The sequence below is a fragment of the Agromyces mediolanus genome, assembly GCF_044917495.1.
Lineage (GTDB): Bacteria > Actinomycetota > Actinomycetes > Actinomycetales > Microbacteriaceae > Agromyces > Agromyces mediolanus_B.
The window spans coordinates 481,757-507,736 of the sequence record NZ_JAVSSI010000001.1; the positions used below are offsets into that span (position 1 = coordinate 481,757).

At 72.4% G+C, this 25,980-nt stretch carries 23 protein-coding genes; 19 read left to right on the forward strand and 4 right to left on the reverse strand.

Annotated elements, in window-relative coordinates; translation table 11 throughout:
• Window positions 1-53: 53 nt before the first annotated feature.
• Both ROT00_RS02315 and ROT00_RS02320 read right to left on the reverse strand, forming a co-directional pair.
• Window positions 54-1,286, reverse strand: coding sequence for a DUF349 domain-containing protein (locus tag ROT00_RS02315; RefSeq protein ID WP_404772024.1), 1,233 nt, complete (start codon window positions 1,284-1,286; stop codon window positions 54-56).
• A gap of 123 nt (window positions 1,287-1,409) precedes the next feature.
• Entirely contained in the window at window positions 1,410-2,183 is a 774-nt protein-coding gene (locus ROT00_RS02320) for a peptidylprolyl isomerase (protein ID WP_404772025.1), read from the reverse strand.
• 113 nt (window positions 2,184-2,296) lie between these two features.
• On the opposite strand from ROT00_RS02320, the gene ROT00_RS02325 reads away from it, so the two are divergent.
• From ROT00_RS02325 to nusB, 13 genes are all read left to right on the forward strand, one after another.
• Complete coding sequence (locus ROT00_RS02325; protein ID WP_404772147.1) at window positions 2,297-3,862, forward strand: replication-associated recombination protein A; 1,566 nt, start codon at window positions 2,297-2,299, stop codon at window positions 3,860-3,862.
• Window positions 3,863-4,042: 180 nt separating this feature from the next.
• Window positions 4,043-4,666, forward strand: coding sequence for a 30S ribosomal protein S4 (gene rpsD / locus ROT00_RS02330; protein ID WP_404772027.1), 624 nt, complete (start codon window positions 4,043-4,045; stop codon window positions 4,664-4,666).
• 147 nt (window positions 4,667-4,813) lie between these two features.
• Entirely contained in the window at window positions 4,814-5,008 is a 195-nt protein-coding gene (locus tag ROT00_RS02335) for a hypothetical protein (protein WP_404772028.1), read from the forward strand.
• Window positions 5,009-5,086: 78 nt separating this feature from the next.
• Window positions 5,087-7,744, forward strand: a complete 2,658-nt coding sequence (gene alaS / locus ROT00_RS02340; protein ID WP_404772029.1) for an alanine--tRNA ligase — start codon at window positions 5,087-5,089, stop codon at window positions 7,742-7,744.
• Entirely contained in the window at window positions 7,744-8,223 is a 480-nt protein-coding gene (ruvX, locus tag ROT00_RS02345; RefSeq protein ID WP_404772031.1) for a Holliday junction resolvase RuvX, read from the forward strand. The genes alaS and ruvX overlap by 1 nt, the downstream gene beginning before the upstream one ends.
• Window positions 8,220-9,707 (forward strand): endolytic transglycosylase MltG, encoded by a 1,488-nt coding sequence (gene mltG, locus ROT00_RS02350; protein WP_404772033.1) that lies wholly within the window; start codon window positions 8,220-8,222, stop codon window positions 9,705-9,707. The genes ruvX and mltG overlap by 4 nt, the downstream gene beginning before the upstream one ends.
• Window positions 9,704-10,552, forward strand: a complete 849-nt coding sequence (locus ROT00_RS02355; protein WP_404772034.1) for a shikimate dehydrogenase — start codon at window positions 9,704-9,706, stop codon at window positions 10,550-10,552. Before mltG ends, ROT00_RS02355 begins: the two co-directional genes overlap by 4 nt.
• Window positions 10,553-10,627: 75 nt before the next feature.
• Window positions 10,628-11,857, forward strand: coding sequence for a chorismate synthase (aroC, locus tag ROT00_RS02360; RefSeq protein WP_404772035.1), 1,230 nt, complete (start codon window positions 10,628-10,630; stop codon window positions 11,855-11,857).
• Window positions 11,854-12,387, forward strand: a complete 534-nt coding sequence (locus ROT00_RS02365) for a shikimate kinase (RefSeq protein ID WP_404772036.1) — start codon at window positions 11,854-11,856, stop codon at window positions 12,385-12,387. The genes aroC and ROT00_RS02365 overlap by 4 nt, the downstream gene beginning before the upstream one ends.
• Window positions 12,384-13,478 (forward strand): 3-dehydroquinate synthase, encoded by a 1,095-nt coding sequence (gene aroB / locus ROT00_RS02370; RefSeq protein WP_404772037.1) that lies wholly within the window; start codon window positions 12,384-12,386, stop codon window positions 13,476-13,478. The genes ROT00_RS02365 and aroB overlap by 4 nt, the downstream gene beginning before the upstream one ends.
• Window positions 13,479-13,509: 31 nt before the next feature.
• Window positions 13,510-13,947: a type II 3-dehydroquinate dehydratase gene (locus ROT00_RS02375; RefSeq protein WP_404772038.1), complete on the forward strand. Its 438-nt coding sequence runs from the start codon at window positions 13,510-13,512 to the stop codon at window positions 13,945-13,947.
• Between the two features lie 74 nt (window positions 13,948-14,021).
• Window positions 14,022-14,585, forward strand: coding sequence for an elongation factor P (gene efp, locus ROT00_RS02380; protein WP_243568243.1), 564 nt, complete (start codon window positions 14,022-14,024; stop codon window positions 14,583-14,585).
• Window positions 14,585-14,998: a transcription antitermination factor NusB gene (gene nusB / locus ROT00_RS02385; protein WP_404772040.1), complete on the forward strand. Its 414-nt coding sequence runs from the start codon at window positions 14,585-14,587 to the stop codon at window positions 14,996-14,998. The genes efp and nusB overlap by 1 nt, the downstream gene beginning before the upstream one ends.
• Before the next feature lie 113 nt (window positions 14,999-15,111).
• Here nusB and ROT00_RS02390 read toward each other — a convergent pair whose 3' ends face one another.
• Window positions 15,112-16,470: an 8-oxoguanine deaminase gene (locus tag ROT00_RS02390; protein ID WP_404772042.1), complete on the reverse strand. Its 1,359-nt coding sequence runs from the start codon at window positions 16,468-16,470 to the stop codon at window positions 15,112-15,114.
• A gap of 213 nt (window positions 16,471-16,683) precedes the next feature.
• Entirely contained in the window at window positions 16,684-18,024 is a 1,341-nt protein-coding gene (locus tag ROT00_RS02395) for an MFS transporter (RefSeq protein WP_404772043.1), read from the reverse strand.
• A gap of 103 nt (window positions 18,025-18,127) precedes the next feature.
• On the opposite strand from ROT00_RS02395, the gene pyrR reads away from it, so the two are divergent.
• From pyrR to carB, 6 genes are read left to right on the forward strand one after another with little or no spacing between them, the layout of a single operon-like run.
• Window positions 18,128-18,715, forward strand: a complete 588-nt coding sequence (pyrR, locus tag ROT00_RS02400) for a bifunctional pyr operon transcriptional regulator/uracil phosphoribosyltransferase PyrR (protein ID WP_404772044.1) — start codon at window positions 18,128-18,130, stop codon at window positions 18,713-18,715.
• Window positions 18,712-19,665: an aspartate carbamoyltransferase catalytic subunit gene (locus ROT00_RS02405; RefSeq protein WP_404772046.1), complete on the forward strand. Its 954-nt coding sequence runs from the start codon at window positions 18,712-18,714 to the stop codon at window positions 19,663-19,665. The genes pyrR and ROT00_RS02405 overlap by 4 nt, the downstream gene beginning before the upstream one ends.
• On the forward strand, window positions 19,662-21,002 hold the full coding sequence (locus ROT00_RS02410) for a dihydroorotase (protein ID WP_404772048.1): 1,341 nt from the start codon (window positions 19,662-19,664) through the stop codon (window positions 21,000-21,002). The genes ROT00_RS02405 and ROT00_RS02410 overlap by 4 nt, the downstream gene beginning before the upstream one ends.
• Window positions 20,995-21,543 (forward strand): PH-like domain-containing protein, encoded by a 549-nt coding sequence (locus ROT00_RS02415; protein WP_404772049.1) that lies wholly within the window; start codon window positions 20,995-20,997, stop codon window positions 21,541-21,543. The genes ROT00_RS02410 and ROT00_RS02415 overlap by 8 nt, the downstream gene beginning before the upstream one ends.
• Window positions 21,536-22,690 carry a glutamine-hydrolyzing carbamoyl-phosphate synthase small subunit gene (gene carA, locus ROT00_RS02420; RefSeq protein ID WP_404772051.1) on the forward strand — a complete coding sequence of 385 codons (1,155 nt, stop codon included), beginning with the start codon at window positions 21,536-21,538 and terminating at the stop codon, window positions 22,688-22,690. Before ROT00_RS02415 ends, carA begins: the two co-directional genes overlap by 8 nt.
• Window positions 22,690-25,980, forward strand: coding sequence for a carbamoyl-phosphate synthase large subunit (gene carB / locus ROT00_RS02425; protein WP_404772052.1), 3,291 nt, complete (start codon window positions 22,690-22,692; stop codon window positions 25,978-25,980). Before carA ends, carB begins: the two co-directional genes overlap by 1 nt.

Here is a 25,980-nt window from a genome sequence, read left to right on the forward strand (position 1 = left end):
CCGGGACGTTCTGTGGAGAACGTCCCGGCCGTCGGGTCAGCGGAGGGCGCGGCTCAGCCGCCGACGGCCTTCAACCAGGCCTGCCGGGCCTCGAGCGCCTCGCGGGCCTCGGCGATCGCCTTCGCGTCGCCCGCAGCCTCCGCGGCGGCGAGCTCGGCCTCGAGCTTCGCGATCGCGTCCTGGAGCTGCCCCAGCATGCCCTCGGAGCGCGCCTTCTTCTCCGGGTCCTCACGCTGCCAGCGCTCGTCCTCCAGCTGGCGGACGTGCGTCTCGACCTTGCGCAGGCGGTCCTCGATGACGCGCACCTGGTCGCGCGGCACGCGACCGATCTCGTCCCAGCGGAGCTGGATGGCGTTCAGCGTCGGGCGGGCGCGCTTCGGGTCCTTCTCGGCGAGGAGCGCCTCGGCCTCGGTGATGAGCTCGAGCTTGCGCTCCAGGTTCTCGCGGTACTCGGCGTCGTCGCGGGCGTCGATCTCCGCCTTCGCGTGGAAGAGCACGTCGCCGGCGGCCTTGAACTTCGCCCACAGCGCGTCGTCGACCTTCTTGCCAGCACGGCCGGCGGCCTTCCACTCGTCGAGCAGCGCGCGGTAGTCGCCGACCGCGTCGGCGCCGCGGGGTGCGAGCGCCTCGGCCCGTTCGATGAGCTGCTGCTTGCGTGCGCGGACCTCGCGGTGCGCGCCGTCGAGCTGGGCGAAGAACGCCTTGCGGTGCGTCTCGATCGTCGAGCGCGCCGTGCGGAACCGCTTCCACAGCTCGTTGGCGTCGTTCTTCGGGAGCCGCGGGCCGTTCTGCTGGTGCTGCTGCCAGCGCGCGAAGAGCGCGTCGAGCTCCGCCGAGGTCTGCTTCCACTGCGTCTTCGCGGGGTCCTGGGCGGCGAGCGCCTCGGCTGCCTCGGCGATCGCGGTGCGCTCGGCGATGGCGTCGGCGAGCTGCGCCTTCGCCTCGGCCTGCTGCTGCTCGTTGAGCTCCTGCGTGGTGCCCGAGAGGGCATCGAGGCGGGTGCGGAGCGCATCGAGGTCGCCGACCGCGCGGGCATCGGCGACGGACTCCTGGAGGGCGGTGACGGCCTTGGCGACGTCGGCGGCGGGAGCGCCGCGGCGGACGCGCTGCTCGAGGAGGCCGACGGCGCCGGCGAGGTCCGCGTACTTGCGCTCGAAGTAGGCGAGGGCCTCCTCAGCGGTGCCGTCGGGGTACTCGCCCACGGCCCGTTCGCCGTCGGCGGTCCGAACGAAGACCGTGCCCGTCTCGTCGACGCGGCCCCACGGTTGCTGATCTGATTCGGTCACGGCCTCACCCTGTCGTAGGTCGGTAGGTGCCGCCTGACGGCGGCGGTGCGACATCAAGCCTATTGCACCTCCGGAGCGGGGTGCGGGTCGCGGCGGCGACGGGTTGAGGTCGCCGCCGGCCGCTCACTGCAGCGTGAAGGAGTCGATCGTGACCGGCACCGCGGGAGCGCCGTCGCCGGCGCCACCGGCGACGCCGGCGTCGATGACCGCGGTGCGGAGCTCGTCGAGGCCGCTCGTGACTGTGCCGAGCACGGTGTAGCCGCCCGTGTCTCCAGGCAGCGTCGTGTCCTCGTAGACGATGAAGAACTGGCTGCCCTGCGAGTACTGCGAGGTGCTCCGCGCCATCGCGATCGTGCCCGCGGGGTAGAGGCCGTCGGCGGGGGCGTTCTCGACCGGTCCGTAGTTGTAGCCCGGACCGCCGGTGCCGTCGCCGTTCGGGTCGCCGCACTGCAGGACGAAGAGCCCGGACGTGGTGAGCCGGTGGCAGCCGACGCCGTCGTAGAACCCGGCCTGGGCGAGGCTGATCTCGGAGGAGACCGCCTGCGGCGCTGCGGCGCCGTCGAGCTCGACGCCGAGGGGGATGCCGTTCAGCGTCAGCGTGCCCGTCCAAGTGCGCCCCTCGGCGAGGTCGGCCGGGGGCACGTCGCCCTGGTTCTCACCGGCCGGTTCCGTGGGCGCGGGCGTCTCGCTCGGGGCCGCCTCGGGCGCTCCGGGGCCGCCGCTGAAGTAGAACAGCTGCGCGGCGGTGGCGAGCACCAGCACGACCACGAGCGCGAGGACCGCGATCACGTTGTCGCGCGTCCGGCGGCGCTGCTTGCGCGTGTGGACCTCTTGCCGTGCCTGGTAGGTGCGAAGCCGCGCGCGCTCTTCGCGCGCCTGCCGGTCGTTCGATGCCACGCTGCTCCTTCTCGGGACTCCTGCGAGCCGACTCTACGCAAGGCCCGCGCACCGTGCCAATCATGACCGCCGCCGGAACGGCCGTGTCGGCGGCGATCGCTACGCTGGACGGCATGGTGGACACCGGCACGGGGCTGCGCTCCGGCGCGACCCCGCTCGCGGTGCGGATGCGTCCGACGACCCTCGACGAGGTCGCCGGCCAGCGCCATCTGCTGAGCCCGGGCTCGCCGCTCGTCGCACTCGCGAGCGACCGCGCCGGCACGAGCGGTTCGGTGTCCGTCATCCTGTGGGGTCCGCCCGGCACGGGCAAGACGACGCTCGCCCAGGCGATCGCGCGCAGCTCCGGGCGCCGCTTCGTCGAGCTCTCCGCCGTGACCGCGGGCGTGCGCGACGTCCGCCAGGTGATGGAGGAGGCGCAGTCGAGCCGCGACCTCTACGGGCTCTCCACGGTCCTCTTCCTCGACGAGATCCACCGCTTCACCAAGGCGCAGCAGGACGCGCTGCTGCCGGGGGTCGAGAACGGCTGGGTCATCCTGGTGGCGGCCACCACGGAGAACCCGTCGTTCTCCGTCATCTCGCCGCTGCTGTCGCGCTCGCTGCTGCTGACGCTCGAGCTGCTGAGCGACGACGACCTCGGCACCCTCGTCGACCGCGCAGCGAGCGACCCGAGGGGCCTCGCCGGCGCGTTCGTGCTCGAACCCGAGGCCAGAGAGGCGATCGTCCGGCTCGCGTCGGGCGACGCCCGCCGGGCGCTCACCGCGCTCGAGGCATCGGCGAACTCCGCGGTCGGCGAGTTCGCCGCGGCGCAGGCCGCCGCGGCTGCCGACACGGGGGCCGCGAGCGACGACCTCGATGCCGCGACCGAGGATGCCGCGACCGAGGATGCCGGGACCGAGGATGCCGCGACTGGCGGCGCTGCGACTGACTCCGAGACTGCGGATGGTGCGACTGACGCCGCTGCGACCGACGCCGCGACCGACGCCGACGCCGCGGCCGACGACGCCGCAGACCGGGATCGGGCCGACGCCGCTCCCGCGAAGCCCACGATCACCGCGGAGACGGTGGCGCGCGCCGTCGACCGCGCGCTGCTGCGCTACGACCGCAACGGCGACGAGCACTACGACGTCATCAGCGCCTTCATCAAGTCGGTGCGGGGGAGCGACGTCGACGCGGCACTGCACTACCTCGCGCGGATGATCGAGGCGGGGGAGGACCCGCGCTTCATCGCCCGGCGCATCATCGTGCTCGCCTCGGAGGACATCGGCATGGCCGATCCGACGGCGCTCGGCGTCGCCGTCGCCGCGGCCGATGCGGTCGCCCTGATCGGCATGCCGGAGGGGCGCATCCCGCTCGCCCAGGCCGTGGTCCACCTCGCGACCGCGCCGAAGTCGAACGCCGCGTACCTCGGCATCAACCAGGCGATCTCCGACGTGCGCGCGGGCAAGGCGGGCCGGGTGCCGAAGCACCTGCGCGACGCGCACTACGCCGGCGCGAAGCGGCTCGGCCACGGCAAGGGGTACCGCTATCCGCACGACGCCGACATCGGGGTGGTGCCGCAGCAGTACCTGCCGGACACGCTGCGCGGCGCGCGCTACTACGAGCCGACCGAGCACGGCTACGAGCGCGAGCTGTCGGCGAGGCTCGCGAAGCTCCGCCGCATCGTGCGCGGCGAGGGCTGAGCCCCGTGCTACCATCGTTGATGGCCTGAAGCCAGGTTTTCGCGTGCGGCTGCGCGATCTCCGACGGCGAAGCGGTGCGACCTGTAGCCGGTCGGCCCATGGCGAATCCCTCTGACTAGAGCTTTCCAGCGCGTTGTCGCGCGCCGGAACCCCGTTTCAGAACCTCCGAAAGGACCATTCGTGTCGAATCGTGCACGTAGCAAGACCCGCCTCTCCCGTGCGCTCGGCGTCGCCCTCACCCCGAAGGCCGCCCGCATCCTCGAGAAGCGCCCCTACGCTCCCGGCGAGCACGGCCGCACCAAGCGCAAGGCCGACAGCGACTACGCCGTCCGTCTGCGTGAGAAGCAGCGCCTCCGCGCCCAGTACGGCATCCGCGAGAAGCAGCTCCGCATCGCGTACAACGAGGCCAAGCGCATCGACGGCCAGACCGGTGAGAACCTGGTCGAGCTGCTCGAGATGCGTCTCGACGCCCTCGTGCTCCGCGCCGGCTTCGCCCGCACCATCGCGCAGGCCCGCCAGTTCGTGGTGCACCGCCACATCGTCGTCGACGGCAAGATCGTCGACCGCCCCTCGTTCCGCGTGAAGCCGGGCCAGCACATCGGCGTCAAGCAGCGCTCCGAGGGCACCGAGCCGTTCCAGGTCGCCGCCGCCGGTGGCCACGTGGACGTGCTGCCGAAGACCCCGGGCTACCTCGAGGTCCAGATCGACAAGCTGGAGGCGACCCTCGTGCGCCGCCCGAAGCGCGCCGAGGTCCCCGTCACCTGTGACGTGCAGCTCGTCGTCGAGTACTACGCCGCGCGCTGACCCAGCGTCGCGTGCAGACCGGAGGGGTCGCGGGTTCGCCCGCGGCCCCTCCGTCGTCCCGGCGGGCGAGCCCCCGGCTCGCCTAGACTGGACGGAAGCGTCAGGGGCCGCGGCCCCTCGAACGGAGTTCGACCAGAGGAGCAATCGGTGAAGAGCGTGCTGTGGTTCGTCGCGGGCATCGCGGCGGGATTCGTCGTGGCCCACCAGGTGAACCAGACCGTCGAGGGACGCAAGTTCTTCGAGTCGGTCGATGCCAAGGCCAGGGCGTTCGGGCAGGCGATCGCCGAGGGCTATCACGAGCGCGACGCCGAGCTCCGCGCCGCCGCCCACGACGAGCGCTGACGACCCGCGCTGACCACTTCGCGCCCCGCGCGCACAGTTCGCACCCCCACGCGGGGTGAAACGACCCGGAACGGAACCATGCAGACTGCCGAGATCAGCCGTCGCTACATCGACTTCTTCGCCGACCGCGGACACACCGTCGTCCCCTCGGCCTCGCTCGTCTCCGACGACCCCACCCTGCTCTTCACGGTCGCAGGCATGGTGCCGTTCGTGCCGTACCTGACCGGCGTCGTGCCCGCCCCTTACCCGCGCGCGGTCGACGTGCAGAAGTGCATCCGCACGAACGACATCGAAGAGGTCGGCAAGACCGCCCGCCACGGCACCTTCTTCCAGATGCTCGGCAACTGGTCGTTCGGCGACTACTTCAAGGAGGGGGCGATCACCTACGCGTGGGACCTCCTCACCAAGTCCGAGTCCGACGGCGGCCTCGGCTTCGACGAGCGCGACCTGTGGGTCACCGTGTACGAGACCGACGACGAGGCGGCGGCCCTCTGGCAGAAGATCGCCGGGCTCCCGGCCGAGCGCATCCAGCGCCTCGGCAAGGAGGACAACTACTGGCACACCGGCCAGCCCGGCCCCGGCGGCCCCTGCTCGGAGATCTACTTCGACCGCGGTCCGAAGTACGGCCGCGATGGCGGCCCCGCGGTCGACGACAACCGCTTCACCGAGATCTGGAACCTCGTCTTCATGCAGGAGCTGCTGAGCGAGGTCCGCTCCAAGGTCGACTTCGACGTCGTCGGCCCGCTGCCGAAGAAGAACATCGACACCGGCATGGGCCTCGAGCGCGTCGCCTTCATCAAGCAGGGCGTCGAGAACATGTACGAGATCGACCAGGTCCGGCCCGTGCTCGACCGCGCGGCCGAGCTCTCCGGTCGCCGCTACGGCGCCTCGCACGAGGACGACGTGCGCATGCGCATCATCGCCGACCACGTGCGCTCCTCGCTCATGCTCATGACCGACGGCGTCACCCCGTCGAACGAGGGCCGCGGGTACATCCTGCGCCGCCTCCTGCGCCGCTCGATCCGTGCGATGCGGCTGCTCGGCGTCGAGGGCCCGAGCTTCCGCGAGCTGTTCGCCGCCTCGCGCGACGCGATGCAGTCCGCGTACCCCGAGGTCGCGAGCGGCTACGGCCACCTCGAGCAGCTCGCCCTCGGCGAGGAGGACACCTTCCTGCGCACGCTCGCGTCGGGCACGTCGATCCTCGACGTCGCGGTCACGAAGACGAAGGAGCGGGGCTCCACCGAGCTCGCGGGCGACACCGCGTTCCTCCTGCACGACACCTACGGCTTCCCGATCGAGCTGACCCTCGAGATGGCCGACGAGGCGGGCATCCAGGTCGACCGCGGCGAGTTCGACCGCCTCATGACGGACCAGCGCGACCGCGCGAAGGCCGACGCCAAGTCCAAGAAGAAGGTGCTCGCCGACCTCTCGGTGTACGCCGACTTCCGCGCGCAGGGCGAGACGATCTTCACGGGCTACACCGAGCTGCAGACGGAGTCGAGCGTGCTCGGCCTCCTCGTCGACGGTCACCCGGTGCAGCGCGCGACGGCGGGGCAGACGGCGGAGGTCATCCTCGCCGAGACGGCCCTCTACGCCGAGTCCGGCGGGCAGGCGCCCGACCGCGGCCGCATCGTGGGCGACGGTTTCGAGCTCGAGGTCCTCGATGTGCAGCGCCCGGTCAAGGGGCTCGTCAGCCACACCGTGCGGGTCGTCCGCGGCGAGGTCGGGGTCGGCGAGCGTGCGACGAGCCTCGTCGACGAGGACTACCGCCGCGGCGCCACCCAGGCGCACTCGGGCACGCACCTCGTGCACGCGGCGCTCCGCCAGGTCCTCGGGCCCAACGCGCACCAGTCCGGCTCGTTCAACAAGGCCGGCTACCTCCGGCTCGACTTCGGCTGGAACCAGGCGCTGTCGGCCGAGACCCGCACCGAGATCGAGGAGATCGCGAACTCCGCGATCCGTGACAACCTCGAGGTGGTCACCCGCGAGCTGCCGCTCGACGAGGCGAAGGCGCTCGGCGCGATGGCGCTGTTCGGCGAGAAGTACGGCGACGTCGTGCGCGTCGTCGACATCGGCGGCCCGTGGTCGCGCGAGCTGTGCGCCGGCACCCACGTCCGCACGAGCGCCGAGGTCGGCATGATCAACCTGATCGGCGAGTCCTCGGTCGGCGCGACGAACCGCCGTGTCGAATCGCTCGTGGGCATCGAGGCCTTCCGCCAGTTCGCGGCCGAGCGCGCCCTCGTCGGCGAGCTCACGAGCTCGCTGAAGACGCGCCCGGAGCTGCTGGTCGACCGAGTCGGCGAGCTGCTCGCGAACCTCAAGGCCGCCGAGAAGAAGATCCAGGCGTACGAGGCGAAGGCGCTGAACGACCGCGTCCCGGCGCTGGCCGCGACGGCGGTGCGCACGGGCGAGGTGCTGCTCGTGGCCGAGCACGTCGGCTCGCTCGGCTCCGGCGACGAGCTGCGGGCGCTCGCGCTCGCGGTCCGCGCGCAGCTCGGCGACGCCGCCTCCGTGGTCGCGCTGACGGCCGAGGTGGGGGGCAAGCCGCTCGCGATCGCGGCGACGTCCCCGGCCGCGCGTGAAGCCGGTGCGAACGCCGGTGCGCTCGCGAAGCGGATGGCCTCGGTGCTCGGCGGCGGCGGCGGCGGCAAGCCCGACCTCGCGCAGGGCGGCGGCACGGATGTCGCGGCGATCCCCGCGGCGCTCGACGCGGTTCGCGACGAGCTCGGGCGCTAGTGCGCGACGGCGTCCGTCTCGGCGTCGACGTGGGCCGCGCCCGCATCGGCGTGGCCCGCTGCGATCCGTCGGCGATGCTCGCGGTCCCGGTCGAGACGGTGCCGCGCGCCCCTGAGGGCTCCGATGCCGACATCCGGCGCATCCTGGAGCTCGCCGAGGAGTTCGACGCCGTCGAGATCGTCGTGGGCCACCCGCTCTCCTTGTCCGGTCAGGCCACGCCGTCGACCGACGACGCCGTCGCCTTCGCGCGGCGGCTCGTCGGCACGGGGCCGGCGGTCCGGCTCGTGGACGAGCGGATGTCGACGGTGACCGCGCAGCAGGCGCTTCGTGCGAGCGGAAAACGCGCCAAGCAGCAGCGGTCCATCATCGACCAAGCCGCAGCCGTTATCATTCTGCAACACGCCATCGACGCCGAACGTGCGTCGGGCAGGCCGCCGGGGCAGTCCCTCGGCATCGACGAAGGGCCAGCACCCCTGTGACTCAGCTCCCCCCTGAGCAGCGCGCGTCGCGCGAGCGCACCGGTCTCGACTGGGACGCCATCCTCGCCGGAGACGAGGCGTCCGCCGGCGCGACGGGCGGCCGCTCAGCCGATGCGGCATCCGCCGGCGGGACGCGCGGGGGAGCGCGGGACGCGGGCTGGGTGAACGATCCGTTCGCCGCGCAGCCGGACGAGGCCGGGCGGCCGGCATCCGCTCCGGTCGCGCCGCGGTCGAACGACCCGTTCGCGGCGAACGACGAGGTGCCGCTCACCCGGCGCGAGCGCCGTGAGCTCGAGGAGCGTCAGGCGCTCCTCGAGACGGAGCCCGCGACGGGGCCGAGCGAGGCCCAGCGCCCGAGCCGCGCGGAGCGCCGGCAGGCAGCCGGGTACGACGACCACGACACCCCGAACCGGCCGAAGCGGCGCGGCGCGTGGGGATGCCTCATCGCGCTGCTCATCGTCGTCGCGCTCGGCGTCGGCGCCTTCTTCTTCCTGCAGGGCCCGATCTCCGCCGTCGTCGAGCGCTTCCAGCCCGCAGCGGACTACGAGGGCTCGGGCACCGGCGAGGTCACCTTCATGATCCACGAGGGCGACGACGGCTCCTCGATCGCCGAGAACCTCTACGACGAGGGCGTCGTGGCGTCCTCGAAGGCGTTCTACGACGTGCTCGTCGACCAGGACCCCGAGCCGGCGTTCTATCCGGGCGCCTACCGCCTGGCCGAGAAGATGAGCGCGCAATCCGCCCTCGACGCGCTGCTCGATCCGGCGAACAAGCTCGAGAACACCTTCGTGATCCCGGAGGGCACGGCCACCGCGGATGCGCTGCCGAGCATCTCGGAGGGCACGGGCGTGCCGCTCGAGGAGCTCCAGGCCGCCGCTGCCGAGTCGCCGCAGAGCTACGGCCTCCCGGCGGAGGCGAAGTCCCTCGAGGGCTTCCTGTTCCCGGCGACGTACACGCTCGACCCCGGTCTCGATGCCCGCGGCGTGCTGCAGACCCTCGTGGATCGGCAGTTCCAGGCGCTCGACGAGGCCGGCGTGGCGCCGGCCGACCGCTGGCGCACGATCGTGCTCGCCTCGCTCATCCAGCGCGAGGCCGGGCTCCGGGACGACTATTACAAGGTCTCGCGCGTCTTCCAGAACCGGCTCGACCCCGCGCAGTGGGAGTCGGGACTGCTGCAGTCCGACGCCACCGTCGCCTACGGCACCGGCAACACGCACCGCGTCGCCACGACCGACGCCGAGCGCGAGGACGCGTCGAACCCGTACAACACGTACGTGCACCCGGGGCTGCCCGTCGGGCCGATCTCGAACCCGGGGGACCTCGCGATCGACGCGGCGCTGCACCCGGCCGACGGCACCTGGTTGTTCTTCGTCACCTGGAACCTCGACACCGGCGAGACGATCTTCTCGACGACGGTCGAGGAGCACGACGCGGCCGTCGCGAAGTGGCTCGCCTGGATGGACGAGCACCCGGAGTACCAGTGAGCGACGGCGCAGCTCCACTCGCCCCGCACCGGCTCGCGGTGCTCGGCTCCCCGATCGCGCACTCGAAGTCGCCGGCGCTGCACCGCGCCGCCTACGCCGTGCTCGGCTTCGACTGGCAGTACGAGGCGGTCGAGGTGGCCTCGGCCGGGTTGGCCGACTTCGTGGGCTCGAGGGATGCCTCGTGGCGCGGGCTCTCGCTCACGATGCCCTTGAAGCAGGAGGTGCTCCCGCTCGTCGACGAGCTCGACCGTCGCGCTCGGCTCACGGGCGCCGCGAACACCGTCCGCTTCGACGGCGGCCGCCGGCTCGGTTTCAACACCGACATCGGCGGCATCGTCGGCGCGCTCGCGGATGCCGGGGTGAGCCACTCGGCCCGCGCCGGCGTGGTCGGCGGGGGAGCGACGGCCGCCTCGGCGATCGCCGCGATCGCCGAGCTCGGGGCGAGCGAGGTCGAGGTGTTCGTGCGGACGCCCGCCCGGGCCGCCGCGCTCGAGCCGCTCGCCGGGTCGCTCGGGCTCCGCATCGCCGTGCGCCCCATCGCGGAGCTGGCGTCGGCCGAGGGCCTCGACCTCGTGGTGGCGACGGTGCCGGGCGGCACCGAGCTCGGCGTCCGGCCGGGCGCGGCGCTCACCGCCGGATCCGTCCTGCTCGAGGTCGCCTACGATCCCTGGCCGAGCCCGCTCGTCGCCGCGTGGCTCGATGGCGGCGGCACGGTCGTGCACGGGCTCGGCATGCTCCTGCACCAGGCGCTGCTGCAGGTGCGCGTGTTCGCGAACGGCGACCCGGAGGCGGCGCTGCCGGGCGAGGCCGAGGTGCTCGCGGCGATGCGGGCCTCGATCGCCTGAGGTGCCCGCTCCGCCCGAGACGGGCGGTGCCGTCACGCGGAAGGCGCGCCCCCTCCGCTGTGGAAGGATAGAGCCATGCTTCGTTGGCTCACTGCCGGTGAGTCGCACGGCCCCGAACTCGTCGCGATCCTCGAGGGCCTCCCCGCCGGCATCCCCGTCTCGCTCGATCAGGTCCGTGAGGACCTCGCACGACGCAAGCTCGGCTACGGCCGCGGCGCGCGCATGAAGTTCGAGCAGGACGAGCTCGCGATCTCCGGCGGGGTGCGCCACGGCCTGAGCCTCGGCAGCCCCATCGCGCTCCGCGTCGGCAACACCGAGTGGCCGAAGTGGCAGGAGGTCATGAGCCCCGAACCGATCGAGCAGGACCGCCTCGGCCGCGGCCGCGGTGCGCCGCTGACCCGCCCGCGTCCGGGCCACGCCGACCTCGTCGGCATGCAGAAGTACGGCTTCGACGAGGCGCGCCCCGTGCTCGAGCGGGCGAGCGCCCGTGAGACGGCGGCCCGGGTCGCGCTCGGCGCCGTGGCGAAGGCGTTCCTCGCCGAGCTCGGCATCCGCACGATCGCCCACACGCTCTCGATCGGCCCGGTCCGGGTGCCCGAAGGCGCTGCGCTGCCGCTGCCCGCCGACCTCGCGACGGTCGACGCCGACCCGCTGCGCTGCTTCGACCCCGAGACCTCGGCCCGGATGGTCGCCGAGGTCGACGACGCTCACAAGTCCGGCGACACGCTCGGCGGCGTCGTCGAGGTGCTCGCCTACGGCGTGCCCCCGGGGCTCGGCTCGCACGTGCACTGGGACCGCCGCCTCGACGGGCAGCTCGCGGCCGCGCTCATGGGCATCCAGGCGATCAAGGGCGTCGAGGTCGGCGACGGCTTCGAGACCACCCGCCGCCGGGGCTCCGAGGCGCACGACGAGCTGCACCTCGACCGCGGCCGCATCGTCCGCGCGAGCGATCGCGCCGGCGGCACCGAGGGCGGCATGTCCACGGGCACCGTGCTCCGTGTCCGCGCGGGCATGAAGCCCATCGCCACCATTCCGCACGCCCTGCCGACGGTCGACGTCGCGACGGGCGAGCCGGCGCCCGCGCACCACCAGCGCTCGGACGTCTGCGCCGTGCCCGCGGCGGGGGTCGTGGCCGAGGCGATGGTCGCCCTCGTCCTCGCGAACTCCGTGCTCGAGAAGTTCGGCGGCGACTCGGTGGTCGAGACCCGCCGGAACCTCGAGGCGTACCTCGCCGCGATCCCCGAGGCGCTCGCGAGCGCCGGGGCGGACGGCGGCGCCGGGCTCGCGGCCGGCGCAGCGGGATGACGGAGGCGGGCGCGGCTGCGCCCGGTGCCCTCGCGCTTCCCCTCGTGCTCATCGGCCCGATGGGTGCCGGGAAGACCCGCGTCGGGCAGAAGCTTGCCGCCGAGACGGGCGCGCCGTTCGTCGACACCGACGCGCGCATCGTCGAGCGGTACGGTCCGATCGACGAGATCTTCGCGCGCGAGGGCGAGGAGTACTTCCGCATCGTCGAGCGCGAGGTCGTCGCCGAGGCGATCGCCGAGCAGGCCGTCGTCTCCCTCGGCGGGGGTGCGGTGCTGCATCCGGCGACCCGAGCGGAGCTCGCCGCGCTCCCGGTCGTCTGGCTGCAGGTGAGCGCGGCCGCGGTCGCGCCCCGGCTCGCCGGCGGTGCCCGACCCCTCATCGCCCAGGGCGGGCTCGACGCCTGGATCCGGATCCGCGACGAGCGGGCGCCCGTCTACGCCTCGCTCGCCGACCTCGCCATCGACACCTCGCGCCGCTCGGTCGCCCGGATCGTCGCCGACATCACCGAGCGCTTCGGAGGAGCAGCATGACCGCCAGCGAGCCGCAGGCCGAGCCGACCGTGATCCGCGTGGGCGGCGAGGAGGGCTACGACGTGGTCGTCGGGCGCGGACTCGTGCCGCGCATCGGCGACGCGCTCGGGCCCGCCGTGCGCAAGGTGCTGCTCGTGCATCCGGCGACCCTCGGCGCGCGCGCGGCCGAGCTGCGCGAGGCGCTCGTCGACCGCTTCGAGGTCATCCTCGCCGAGATCCCCGACGCCGAGGCCGGCAAGCGGGTCGAGGTCGCGGCGTTCTGCTGGCAGATCCTCGGGCAGGCCGACTTCACCCGCACCGACGCGGTCGTCGGCTTCGGCGGCGGCGCCGTCACCGACGTGGCCGGATTCGTCGCCGCGACCTGGCTGCGCGGCGTGCGCGTCGTGCAGGTGCCGACCACGGTGCTCGGCATGGTCGACGCTGCCGTCGGGGGCAAGACGGGGATCAACACGAACGAGGGCAAGAACCTCGTGGGCGTCTTCCACGCCCCCGCCGAGGTCATCTGCGACCTCGACCTCCTCGACACCCTCCCGAAGAACGAGATCCTGGCCGGCTTCGCAGAGATCGTGAAGGCGGGATTCATCCGCTACCCCGAGATCCTCGACGTCATCGAGGCCGATCCCGAGCGCGCGACCGACCCGGCCACGCCGGAGTTCCGCCGCGTCGTGGAGCTCGCGATCCGGATGAAGGCCGACGTCGTCACCGAGGACTTCAAGGAGGCGGGCCTCCGGGAGATCCTGAACTACGGGCACACGCTCGGCCATGCCGTCGAGCACGCCGAGCGCTACCAGTGGCGGCACGGTGCCGCGGTCGCCGTCGGCATGATGTTCGCCGCGGAGCTCGGCCGGCTCTCGGGCCGACTCTCGGACGAGGTCGCCGACCGGCACCGCCGGGTGCTCGAACTGCTCAGCCTCCCGACCAGCTACCCCGCCGGCCGGTGGAACACCCTCCTCGCCACGATGCAGCGCGACAAGAAGTCCCGCGGCGGGCAGCTCCGCTTCATCGTGCTCGACGACCTCGCGAAGCCGACCGTGATGCAGGCCCCCGACCAGTCGATGCTCTTCGCCGCGTACCAGGAGATCGGCTCCTGAGCACGTCGGGGCGCCCCGCTAGGCTGGGCGCATGACGACCATCCTCGTGCTGAACGGCCCGAACCTCGGCCGCCTCGGCACTCGCGAGCCGGAGGTCTACGGGAGCGAGACGCTCGCCGACATCGAGGCGTCCCTCCGGGGTTCGCTGCCCGACGGCGTCGAGCTGGAGCTCCGGCAGACCGACGACGAGGGCGAGCTCATCCGCTGGATCCACGAGGCGGTCGACCGGCGCACCCCCGTCGTCCTGAACCCGGCCGCGTTCACGCACTACAGCTACGGACTCCGCGATGCCGCGGCCCTGCTGAAGCAGGCGGGCGTGCCGCTCATCGAGGTCCACCTCTCGAACCCCCACACCCGCGAGCGCTTCCGGCACACGAGCGTGATCTCGGCCGTCGCCGCGGGGGTCATCGCCGGCTTCGGCAGCGACTCCTACCGCCTCGCCGTGCAGCAGCTGCTGCGCATCGTCTAGAATCGTTCGTCGGCCCGCGTGCGCCACCGCCGCCGGCCGAACGACTTCACCGAAACGGAACGGAACCCACGCGCATGGCATCGACCGCAGACATCAAGAACGGCGTCGTCCTCAGCATCGACGGCCAGCTCTGGAGCGTGATCGAGTTCCAGCACGTGAAGCCGGGCAAGGGCGGCGCGTTCGTCCGCACCAAGCTGAAGAACGTCGTCACGGGCAAGACCGTCGACCGCACCTACAACGCGGGCGCGAAGGTCGACATCGAGAACGTCGACCGCCGCGACTTCACGTACCTGTACAACGACGGCGACGGCTTCGTCTTCATGGACGCCGTCGACTACGACCAGATCACCGTGCCGGCCGCGACCGTCGGCGACGCCGCGAACTTCATGCTCGAGAACCAGGCCGTCACGATCGCCCTGAACAACGGCAACCCGCTCTACGTCGACCTGCCCGCCTCGGTCGTGCTCGAGATCACCTACACCGAGCCGGGCCTGCAGGGCGACCGCTCGACCGGCGGCACGAAGCCCGCGACCGTCGAGACCGGCTACGAGATCCAGGTCCCGCTCTTCCTCGAGACCGGCACCAAGGTCAAGGTCGACACCCGGTCGGGCGACTACCTCGGCCGCGTGAACGACTAGTGAGCGCTCGCACCAAAGCCCGCAAGCGCGCCCTCGATCTGCTCTACGCCGCCGAGATGCGCGGCATGCCGGTCGAGCAGCTCCTCGTCGTCGAGGCCGAGAAGGCCGTGAACGAGCCGGAGCGACAGGCGTCGTGGCTGTACGCGCGCGAGATCGTCGACGGCATCGTCGACCACCGGGCGGAGATCGACGAGCTGATCACGACGCACGCGCGGGGGTGGACGCTCGAGCGGATGCCGGCGGTCGACCGCGCGCTGCTGCGCATCGGCGTGTGGGAGATCGTCTTCAACGACGAGGTGCCCGACGCCGTGGCGATCGCCGAGGCCGTCGAGGCCGCGACGGTGCTCTCGACCGACGACTCCGCGGGGTTCGTGAACGGGCTGCTCGCAGCCGTCTCCCACGCGAAGGGCTGAGCCGGAGCGCGCACCAGCAGACGGAACGGCGGGCCGCCAGGAGCGGCCCGCCGTTCTGCGTCTGCGGTTCGGGTCTGCGGTTCGGGTCTACGTTCTGCGCCTGCGGTCGCGTCTCAGCCGACGACGAGACGGCGTGCGGCGGTCGAATGCGCGCGGATGAGGCCGTCGAGGTCGAGCCCGGGGATCCGACCGTCGACGACGCGCCACTGCCCGCCGACCATCACGCGGTCGGCCCGGTCGGCGCCGCACAGCACGAGCGCGGCGATCGGGTCGTGGCTCCCCGAGAAGCGCAGCTCGTCGAGGGTGAAGAGCGCGAGGTCGGCCTGCTTGCCGAGCTCGATCGATCCCAGCTCCCCGTCGCGTCCGAGCGCCCGAGCGGAGCCGAGCGTCGCCCAGCCGAGCGCGCGGGACACGGGCACGTCGGCGCCGTAGCGGAGCCGCTGCAGGTAGAGCGCCTGGCGCACCTCCTGGATGAGGTTCGAGGAGTCGTTCGAGGCCGAACCGTCGACGCCGAGTCCGAGCGGCACGCCGGCGTCCTCGAGCTCGATCGCGCGGGCGATGCCGGAGGCGAGCCGCATGTTCGAGGTCGGGCAGTGCGCGACGCCGGTGCCCGCGGCGCCGAGCCGGGCGATCTCCTGGTCGTCGAAGTGGATGCCGTGCCCGAGCCAGCTCTGCGGCCCGAGCCAGCCGACGCTCTCGAGGTAGTCGACCGTGCGGAGACCGAAGCGCTCCCGGCAGAAGTCCTCCTCGTCGAGCGTCTCGGCGAGGTGCGTGTGCAGGCGCACGCCGCGGCGGGCGGCGAGCTCCGCGCTCTCGGCCATGATCTCGCGCGTGACCGAGAACGGCGAGCACGGGGCGAGGGCGATCTGGATGTCGGCGCCGGGGGAGGTGTCGTGGTAGCGGTCGATGAGCCGCTCCGAGTCCGCGAGGATGACGTCCCCGTCCTGCACGACGCTCTGCGGCGGCAGGCCCCCGTCGCGCTGGCCCAGTGTCATCGAGCCGCGGGTGAGGGTCGCGCGCATGCCGAGCCGGCGGACGGCCTCGACCTCAAGGTCGATCGCCTCGTCGAGCCCGTTCGGGAAGACGTAGTGGTGATCGGCGGCGGTCGTGCAGCCGGAGAGGAGGAGCTCGGCGAGCGCGACGGTGACCGCGAGCTCGAGGCTCTCGGGGGTGAGGCGGGCCCAGACGGGGTAGAGGCCCTGCAGCCAGGGGAACAGCTTCGCGTCGGCGACCGGCGCCCAGGCGCGGGTGAGCGTCTGGAAGAAGTGGTGGTGGGTGTTGATCAGGCCGGGGAGGACGACGTGGTTCCCGGCGTCGAAGACCTCGTCCACCGGGGCCGCGGGCGATCCGCCCGCGGGCAGCAGCTCGGCGATCACGCCGTCGTCGACGACGATGCCGCCCGCGGCGGTACCGGGCGTCGCACCGTGGGCGGTGAAGACGGCGGCGGGGTTCTTGATCCAGACTCGTGCCATGAGCGGCATCCCTTCGACGGTGGAGGAGTGGTGCCAGCTCAGTGTTGACCTGTCTGCTGATCCAGGTCGCGCCAGACTACGTGCGCGGCGGCGGCTTCGTCAACGCCGCGTGATCCGAGCGATCGGAATCCGGAGTCGCCCGGCTTTCATGAAGTTCGGGCAACTCGGGCCGGGGCGGGTGGGGGTGAGGCCACCTCTCGGCGAGCCCGCGGCTCAGGGCGCGGGGTGCCTCGCGTCGTACTCGCGGAAGCCGCGCTGCACCCGGAGAATCGCGGCGGCCGCGGCGATGACGAGCAGGCCGCCGAGGAGCGGCGGGAACCAGAGCACGACGGCGGTCGCGAGGATGCCGACCCAGAGGTCGCCGAGCCGCGGTCCGCCGGTGACGACGACCTGGAAGACGCCCTGCATCCGGCCCTGGAGCTCGTCGGGCACGGCCGTCATCAGCATCGTGCTGCGGAAGATCGCGCTCACCTCGTCCGAGGCCCCGGCGCCGGCGAGCAGCACCGCGGCGATGAGGAGCGCGGGCACGTTCACCGCGGCTGTGGCGCCCGGATCCGCGCCGGTGAACGCCGTCGTCGCGATCACGCCGCCGAATCCGGCCACGCAGGCGCCGTAGACCATCACCGAGCGGCCGATCGCGAGCCCGTAGCGCCGGACATGCATGACCCGTCCGCTCAGCAAGCTGGTGAGGAAGGTGCCCACCGCGAACGCCGCGGTGAGGGCGCCGGCGGTCGCCGCGCCGCCGCCGATGACGACGGCGCCCACCGCCGGGAACAGGGCGTATGGGCGCCCGAACGTCATCGCGGCGAGGTCGATGAGGAATCCGGCCCGGATGTTGGGCGCCTGCCGCAGGAAGCGGAATCCGTCGGCGAGCGCCGCGAAGCCGGTGCGGCGTGCGGGTCCGTTCGCCGGGCTGGGCGGCACGGCGGGCAGCGTCAGGATGCCGAGGAAGCCGGCGCTGAAGAGCACGAGGTCGACGGCGAAGGTGAGCGGGTAGCCGACCGCGGCCACGAGCAGGCCGCCGAGGGCGGGCCCGAGGGTGAGCTGCACCCCGATGCCGATCCCGCTGAGCGCCGCCGCGCGGGAGACGAGCGCGGGCGCGAGCAGCCGGGGGGTCACGGCGGTGCGGGTCGCGCCGGTGACGGTCGCGCAGACGGAGATGAGGGTGGTCAGGACGTAGAACGGCCCGATGTCGACCGTGCGGCCCTCGGCGTGCTCGGCCGCGCTGAACGCCGACACGGCGACGAGCGCCGCCGTCGCCGCCCACGTGGTGCTCGCGCTCACGATGAGCACGCGCCGACGGTCGAGCGCGTCGGCGAGGACACCGCCCCAGAGCCCGGCCACGAGCATCGGCAGGAGTGCGATGCCGCCCACGAGCCCGACGGCGAGCGTCGAGGAGGTGAGCTCGTAGAGCTGGAGGCCCACCGCCAGCACGGTCAGCTGCGCGCCGACGCCGGCGATGGTGCCGCCGATCCAGAGGCGGGCGAAGGCCGGCGACTCCCGGAGCGGGGCGAGGTCGACGAGGTGCGACCGTCGCGGCCGGGGAGAAGTCACTCCTGCATCGTACGCAGGACGGAACCGCGTCGGCCGCGCTGCTAGACTCGACGGAGTTTGGCACCTTTAAGGCCGTCCAGTGAGGCGGAGAAGGGAGGCCGCAGTGGCACGCGCTGTGCTCACGCAGGCTGACATCCAACGGGCGCTGACCCGCATCTCGCACGAGATCCTCGAATCCAACCGCGGGGGAAGCGACCTCGTCATCCTCGGCATCCCGACCCGTGGCGTCGTCCTCGCCCGGCGCATCGCCGAGACGATCGCCCGCATCGAACCCGACGCGGCTCCGGTCCCCGTCGGCTCGATCGACGTCACGATGTACCGCGACGACCTCTCGCGCACGCGCACGCGCACCCCGCAGCCGACGGAGGTCCCGCCGGGCGGGATCGACGGGCGCACCGTCGTCCTCGTCGACGACGTGCTGTATTCGGGGCGCACCATCCGCGCCGCGTTCGACGCGCTGTCCGACCTCGGTCGGGCCCGCGCGGTGCGTCTCGCCGTGCTCGTCGACCGCGGCCACCGCGAGTTCCCGATCCGGGCGGACTTCGTCGGCAAGAACCTGCCGTCCTCGCACGAGGAGCGCATCAACGTCCGCCTCCTCGAGGTCGACGGCGACGAGGGCGTCGCGATCGAGACCGCGTCGCTCGAGACCGCGCCGGGCGAGCCGGCGCCGGTCGCGGGGGAGGCGAAGTGAACCACCTCCTCGGCACGCGGGAGCTGTCCCGCGAGCAGGCCATCGAGCTCCTCGACATCGCCGAGGACATGGCCGCCGTGCAGGAGCGCGAGGTGAAGAAGCTGCCGACGCTCCGCGGGAAGACGGTCGTGAACCTCTTCTTCGAGGACTCCACGCGCACGCGCATCTCCTTCGAGGCCGCGGCGAAGCGGCTCTCCGCCGACGTCATCAACTTCAGCGCCAAGGGCTCGAGCGTCTCGAAGGGCGAGAGCCTGAAGGACACCGCGCAGACGCTGCAGGCGATGGGCGCGGACGGCGTCGTCATCCGCCATCCCGCCTCCGGCGCTCCGCTCACGCTCGCGACGAGCGGTTGGATCGACGCGGGCGTCGTGAACGCGGGCGACGGCACCCACGAGCACCCGACCCAGGCCCTCCTCGACGCATTCACGATGCGCCGGCGGCTGCACGGGGCGGCCTCCCGCGGTCGCGGCCTCGACGGGGCACGCGTGCTCATCGTCGGCGACGTGCTGCACTCGCGGGTCGCCCGCTCGAACTCCTGGCTGCTGCCGACGCTCGGCGCGGAGGTCGAGCTCGTGGCGCCGCCGACGCTGCTGCCCGTCGATACGAGCCGCTGGCCGGTGACGACCTCGTTCGATCTCGACGAGGCGCTCGGCCGCCGTCCCGACGTCGTCATGATGCTCCGCATCCAGGCGGAGCGGATGCACGGCGCCTTCTTCCCGAACAGCCGGGAGTACGCCCGCACCTGGGGGCTCGACGACGCACGGTTCGACGCGCTTCCCGACACTACGATGGTCATGCACCCCGGACCGATGAACCGCGGTCTCGAGATCGCAGCACGCGCGGCCGATTCGCCGCAGTCCACGGTGCGCGAGCAGGTCGCGAACGGAGTATCAGTGAGAATGGCCGCCCTCTATCTGCTGCTGTCCGGTGAACGGGGGGCCGTCGCATGAGCGAACGCCACCTGATCGTCGGGGCGCAGCTGCCGACCGGCGAGCGCACGGACCTGCTGCTCGAGGGCGGCCGGATCGTCGAGCTCGGCTCCGGGCTCGACGCGCACGGCGCCGAGCGCATCGACGCCGACGGCCTCATCGCGCTGCCCGGCCTCGTCGACCTGCACACGCACCTCCGCGAGCCCGGCTACGAGCAGAGCGAGACGGTGCTCACCGGCACGCGCGCCGCAGCCGCGGGCGGGTTCACCGCGGTGTTCGCGATGGCGAACACCTCGCCGGTCGCCGACACGGCGGGCGTCGTGGAGCAGGAGCTCAGCCTCGGCCGCGCGGCGGGGTACGCCGCGGTGCAACCGATCGGCGCCGTCACGGTCGGACTCGCCGGCGAACGGCTCGCCGAGCTCGGCGCGATGGCGCACTCCCGCGCCCGCGTCCGGGTGTTCTCGGACGACGGCTTCTGCGTGCACGACCCGCTGCTCATGCGCCGCGCGCTCGAGTACGTGAAGGCGTTCGGCGGCGTGATCGCCCAGCACGCCCAGGAGCCCCGCCTCACCGAGGGCGCCCAGATGAACGAGGGCGCGCTCTCCGGCGAGCTCGGACTCACGGGATGGCCCGCGGTCGCCGAGGAGTCGATCATCGCGCGGGACGTGCTCCTCGCCGAGCACGTCGGCAGCCGCCTCCACGTCTGCCACGTCTCGACCGCCGGCTCCGTCGAGGTCATCCGCTGGGCGAAGGCCCGGGGCATCGACGTCACCGCCGAGGTGACGCCGCACCACCTCCTGCTCACCGAGGAGCGCGTCGCGAGCTACGACCCGCGGTTCAAGGTGAACCCGCCGCTCCGGCGCGCCGAGGACGTCGAGGCTCTCCGCGAGGCGCTCGCCGACGGCACCATCGACATCGTCGCCACCGACCACGCGCCGCATCCGGTCGAGGCGAAGGAGGGCGAGTGGGACGTCTCGGCGAACGGCATGGTCGGACTGGAGTCGGCGCTCTCCGTCGTGCACCGCACCATGGTCGAGCCCGGACGGCTGGGCTGGGCCGACGTCGCCCGCGTGCTGAGCGAGTCGCCCGCGCGCATCGGCCGGCTCGCCGGCCAGGGCAACGCGATCGAACCCGGCGCCCCCGCCGAGCTGGTGCTCTACGACCCGGCCGCGAACGGGGAGTTCGACCTCGACCGGCTCGCCGGCCGCAGCACGAACTCGCCCTACCTGGGCGAGACGCTGCCCGGCTCGGTGCGCTGGACGTTCCACCAGGGCTACGCCACGGTCAGCGACGGCGCGGTCCGCGATGCCGACGAGGTCGCGCGCCTCGCAGCAGAAGCGGGGGGCGGCGATGGATAAGCTCATCGGCGCGATCGTCGCGGTGCTCATCGTCGCGGTCGTCGTCTGGCTCATGGTCCGCTCCTGGCGCCGACGACGGGCGCGCGACGCCCGGCTGTCGGCGTTCCCGGTGCCCACCGCCCTCGCTGCGTCGATCCTCGAGACGGAGGTGCTCTACGTCGCCTCCACCCCCGAGGACGAGCCGTTCGAGCGGCTCGCCGTCGACGGGCTCGCGTTCCGCGGCGCCGCGCACCTCGAGGTGTTCGACGCCGGCGTGCTGCTCCGCATCGCGGGGGAGCCGGCGAGCTTCGTCCCGGTGGAGCGCATCGTCGGCGTCGGCGCGGCGAGCCACGCGATCGACCGCGGCGTCGAGGCCGAGGGGCTGGTTGCCCTCACCTGGCAGCCGCAGGAGTCGGAGCCCGGCGAAGTGCCGGTGCGCATCGACAGTTATCTTCGGGCGCGATACCCGGGCGACACCGCCCGGATCATCGACGCCGTCACGGACATCACCGCGGCCGAGGCGCCGCGGTCGCAACAGGAAGGCGAGGCCTCTGGTGACTGAGACCACGACCCGCACGGCCCCCGCCGTGCTCGTCCTCGAGGACGGAACCCGCTACGAGGGACGCGCGTACGGCGCCCTCGGCCGCACGCTCGGCGAGGCGGTCTTCGCGACCGGCATGACCGGCTACCAGGAGACGCTCACCGACCCGTCGTACGCGGGGCAGATCGTGCTCATGACCGCGCCGCACATCGGCAACACGGGCATGAACGACGAGGACATGGAGTCCAAGCAGATCTGGGTGGCCGGCTTCGTCGTGCGCGACCCCTCCCGCGTCGTCTCGAACTTCCGCTCGCAGCGGAGCCTCGACGACGACCTCGCGGCGGCGGGCATCGTCGGCATCTCCGGCATCGACACCCGCGCGGTCACGCGCCGCATCCGCGACGCCGGGGCCATGCGCGCCGGCGTGTTCTCCGGTGAGGACGCGGCGCTGAGCGCGGGCGAGCAGCTCGACCTCGTGCTCGGCGGCGCCGAGATGTCGGGGCAGAACCTCTCCGGCGAGGTGTCGACGGGCGAGCGCTACTCGCTGCCCGCTACCGGCGAGCGGATCGGCACCGTCGCGGTGCTCGACCTCGGGGTGAAGACCTCGACGCTGAACTTCCTCGCGGAGCGCGGCTTCGACGTGGAGGTGCTGCCGCAGACGGTCACGATCGAGGAGGTGCGCGCGCTCGAGCCCGACGCGTTGTTCTTCTCGAACGGGCCCGGCGACCCGAGTGCGAGCGACCGCCACGTGGAGCTCCTCCGCGAGTCGCTCCGCGACGGCCGGCCCTACTTCGGGATCTGCTTCGGCAATCAGCTGCTCGGCCGCGCCCTCGGCTTCGGCACCTACAAGCTGCCCTTCGGCCACCGCGGCATCAACCAGCCCGTGCTCGACAAGGCCACCGGCCGGGTCGAGATCACGGCGCACAACCACGGCTTCGCCGTCGACGCCCCGATCGACCGCGTGAGCGAGTCGAGCGAGGGCTTCGGCCGCGTTGAGGTCAGCCATGTCGACCTCAACGACGACGTGGTCGAGGGCCTCAACTGCCTCGACATCCCCGCGTTCAGCGTCCAGTACCACCCGGAGTCGGCTGCCGGCCCGCACGACGCGAACTACCTCTTCGATCGTTTCCGCGAGCTGGTCATCGCGAGCAAGGAGAACCGCGACTAATGCCCAAGCGCGACGACATCAATTCCGTCCTCGTCATCGGCTCCGGCCCGATCGTCATCGGCCAGGCGGCCGAGTTCGACTACTCGGGCACGCAGGCCTGCCGGGTCCTCCGCGCGGAGGGCGTCCGCGTCATCCTCGTGAACCCGAACCCCGCGACGATCATGACCGATCCCGACTTCGCCGACGCGACGTACATCGAGCCGATCACGCCGGAGATCATCGAGTCGATCATCGTCAAGGAGCGCCCCGACGCGATCCTGCCGACGCTCGGCGGGCAGACCGCGCTGAACGCGGCGATCGCCCTGCACGACGCGGGAATCCTCGAGAAGCACGGCGTCGAACTCATCGGCGCGAAGGTCGACGCCATCCGCAAGGGCGAGGACCGCCAGCTCTTCAAGGAGCTCGTCGTGGAGTGCGGCGCCGACGTCGCCCGCTCGCACATCGCGCACACGATGGACGAGGTACTCGCGGCCGCGGAGGACCTCGGCTACCCGCTCGTCGTCCGCCCCTCGTTCACGATGGGCGGCCTGGGCTCCGGCTTCGCGTACGACGAGACCGACCTCCGCCGCATCGCCGGCGCCGGTCTGCACGACTCGCCCACCACCGAGGTGCTCCTCGAGGAGTCGATCCTCGGCTGGAAGGAGTACGAGCTCGAGCTCATGCGCGACACGCACGACAACACCGTCGTCGTGTGCTCGATCGAAAACGTCGACCCGGTCGGCGTCCACACGGGCGACTCGATCACCGTGGCGCCTGCGCTGACGCTCACCGACCGCGAGTACCAGCGCCTCCGCGACATCGGCATCGACATCATCCGCGCCGTCGGCGTCGACACCGGCGGCTGCAACATCCAGTTCGCCATCGACCCGTCGAACGGCCGCGTCATCGTCATCGAGATGAACCCCCGCGTGTCGCGCTCCTCGGCACTCGCGTCGAAGGCGACGGGCTTCCCGATCGCGAAGATCGCGGCGAAGCTCGCGATCGGCTACCGCCTCGACGAGATCCCGAACGACATCACCCGGGTGACCCCGGCGAGCTTCGAGCCGACGCTCGACTACGTCGTCGTGAAGGTGCCGCGCTTCGCGTTCGAGAAGTTCCCGGCCGCCGACCCGACCCTCACGACCACCATGAAGTCGGTCGGCGAGGCCATGGCGATCGGCCGCAACTACGCGACGGCCCTGCAGAAGGCCCTGCGCTCGCTCGAGAAGCGCGGCTCCTCGTTCCACTGGGGCGAGGAGGAGCGCAGCGTCGAGGAGCTCCTCGAGCTCGCGCAGACGCCGACCGACGGCCGCATCGTGCTCGTGCAGCAGGCGCTCCGCAAGGGCGCCACGATCGAGCAGGCCTTCGAGGCGACGAAGATCGACCCGTGGTTCCTCGACCAGATCGTGCTGATCAACGAGGTCGCCGACACGATCGCCGCCGCCGACGCGCTCGACACCGAGACGATCCTGCTCGCGAAGGACCACGGCTTCTCCGACGCGCAGATCGCCCAGCTCCGCGGCTTCGGCAGCGAGCAGGACGCCCGCGAGGTCCGGCACATCCTCGGCATCCGCCCGGTCTACAAGACCGTCGACACGTGCGCGGGGGAGTTCCCGGCGCTCACGCCGTACCACTACTCGAGCTACGACCAGGAGACGGAGGTCGCCCCGAGCGACCGCCGCAAGGTCGTCATCCTCGGCTCCGGCCCGAACCGCATCGGTCAGGGCGTGGAGTTCGACTACTCCTGCGTGCACGCCTCCTTCGCCCTGCACGACGCGGGCTTCGAGACGATCATGATCAACTGCAACCCGGAGACGGTCTCGACCGACTACGACACGAGCGACCGGCTCTACTTCGAGCCGCTCACGCTCGAGGACGTGCTCGAGGTCATCCACGCGGAGTCGCAGTCCGGCGAGCTCGTCGGGGTCGTCGTCCAGCTCGGCGGCCAGACCGCGCTCGGTCTCGCGAAGGGACTCGAGGCGGCCGGCGTGCCGATCCTCGGCACCTCGCCCTCGGCGATCGACCTCGCGGAGGAGCGCGGCCTCTTCGCCGGGATCCTCGAAGACGCGGGCCTCCTCGCGCCGCGCAACGGCACCGCCGTCGACCTCGCGGGCGCCCAGCAGATCGCGGAGGGCATCGGCTACCCCGTGCTCGTGCGTCCGAGCTACGTGCTCGGCGGCCGCGGCATGGAGATCGTCTACGACAGCGGCAACCTCGCCGAATACTTCGACCGCATCGAGGGTCAGGGCATCGTCGGCCCGAGCCACCCGCTGCTCGTGGACCGCTTCCTCGACGACGCGATCGAGATCGACGTCGACGCGCTCTACGACGGCACCGAGCTGTACATCGGCGGCGTCATGGAGCACATCGAGGAGGCCGGCATCCACTCCGGCGACTCGAGCTGCACCCTCCCGCCCGTGACCCTCGGCCGCGCCGAGGTCGACCGGGTGCGCGAGGCGACGCGCGCGATCGCCGAGGGCATCGGGGTGCAGGGCCTGCTGAACGTGCAGTTCGCGATCGGCGCCGGCGTCCTCTACGTGCTCGAGGCGAACCCCCGCGCGAGCCGCACGGTGCCGTTCGTGTCGAAGGCGCTCGGCATCCCGCTCGCGAAGGCGGCGAGCCGGATCATGGTCGGGGCGACCGTCCGCGAGCTCGTCGACGAGGGGATGCTCCCCGCGGACGACGGCTCCCGGGTGCCCCTCGACGCCCCGGTCGCGGTGAAGGAGGCCGTGCTGCCGTTCCACCGCTTCCGCACGCGCGAGGGCGGCATGGTCGATTCGGTGCTCGGCCCGGAGATGCGCTCGACCGGCGAGGTCATGGGCATCGACCGCGACTTCCCGACGGCGTTCGCGAAGAGCCAGCTGGCCGCGTACGGCGGCGTTCCGGCATCCGGCACCGTCTTCGTCTCGGTCTCCGACCGCGACAAGCGCGCCGCGATCCTGCCGGTGCTCCGGCTGCAGCAGCTCGGCTACGAGATCGCCGCCACCGAGGGCACGGCGGAGGTGCTGCGCCGCAACGGCATCCGCGCGAGCGAGGTGCTGAAGTTCCACGACAAGCCCGACGCCGAGGCGACGAGCGTCGTGGAGCTCATCCACCGCGGCGAGGTCGACGTGGTCGTGAACACGCCGAGCGGCCGCTCCGCGCGTGCCGACGGCTACGAGATCCGCGCGGCCGCGGTGGCGGCGGGCATCCCGCTCTTCACGACGATCGCCGAGCTCTCGGCGGCCGTCGCGTCGCTCGACGTGGTCGGCACGGGCTTCGAGGTGACGAGCCTGCAGGAGTACGGCCGCCGCCGGGAGGGTGCCGCGTGA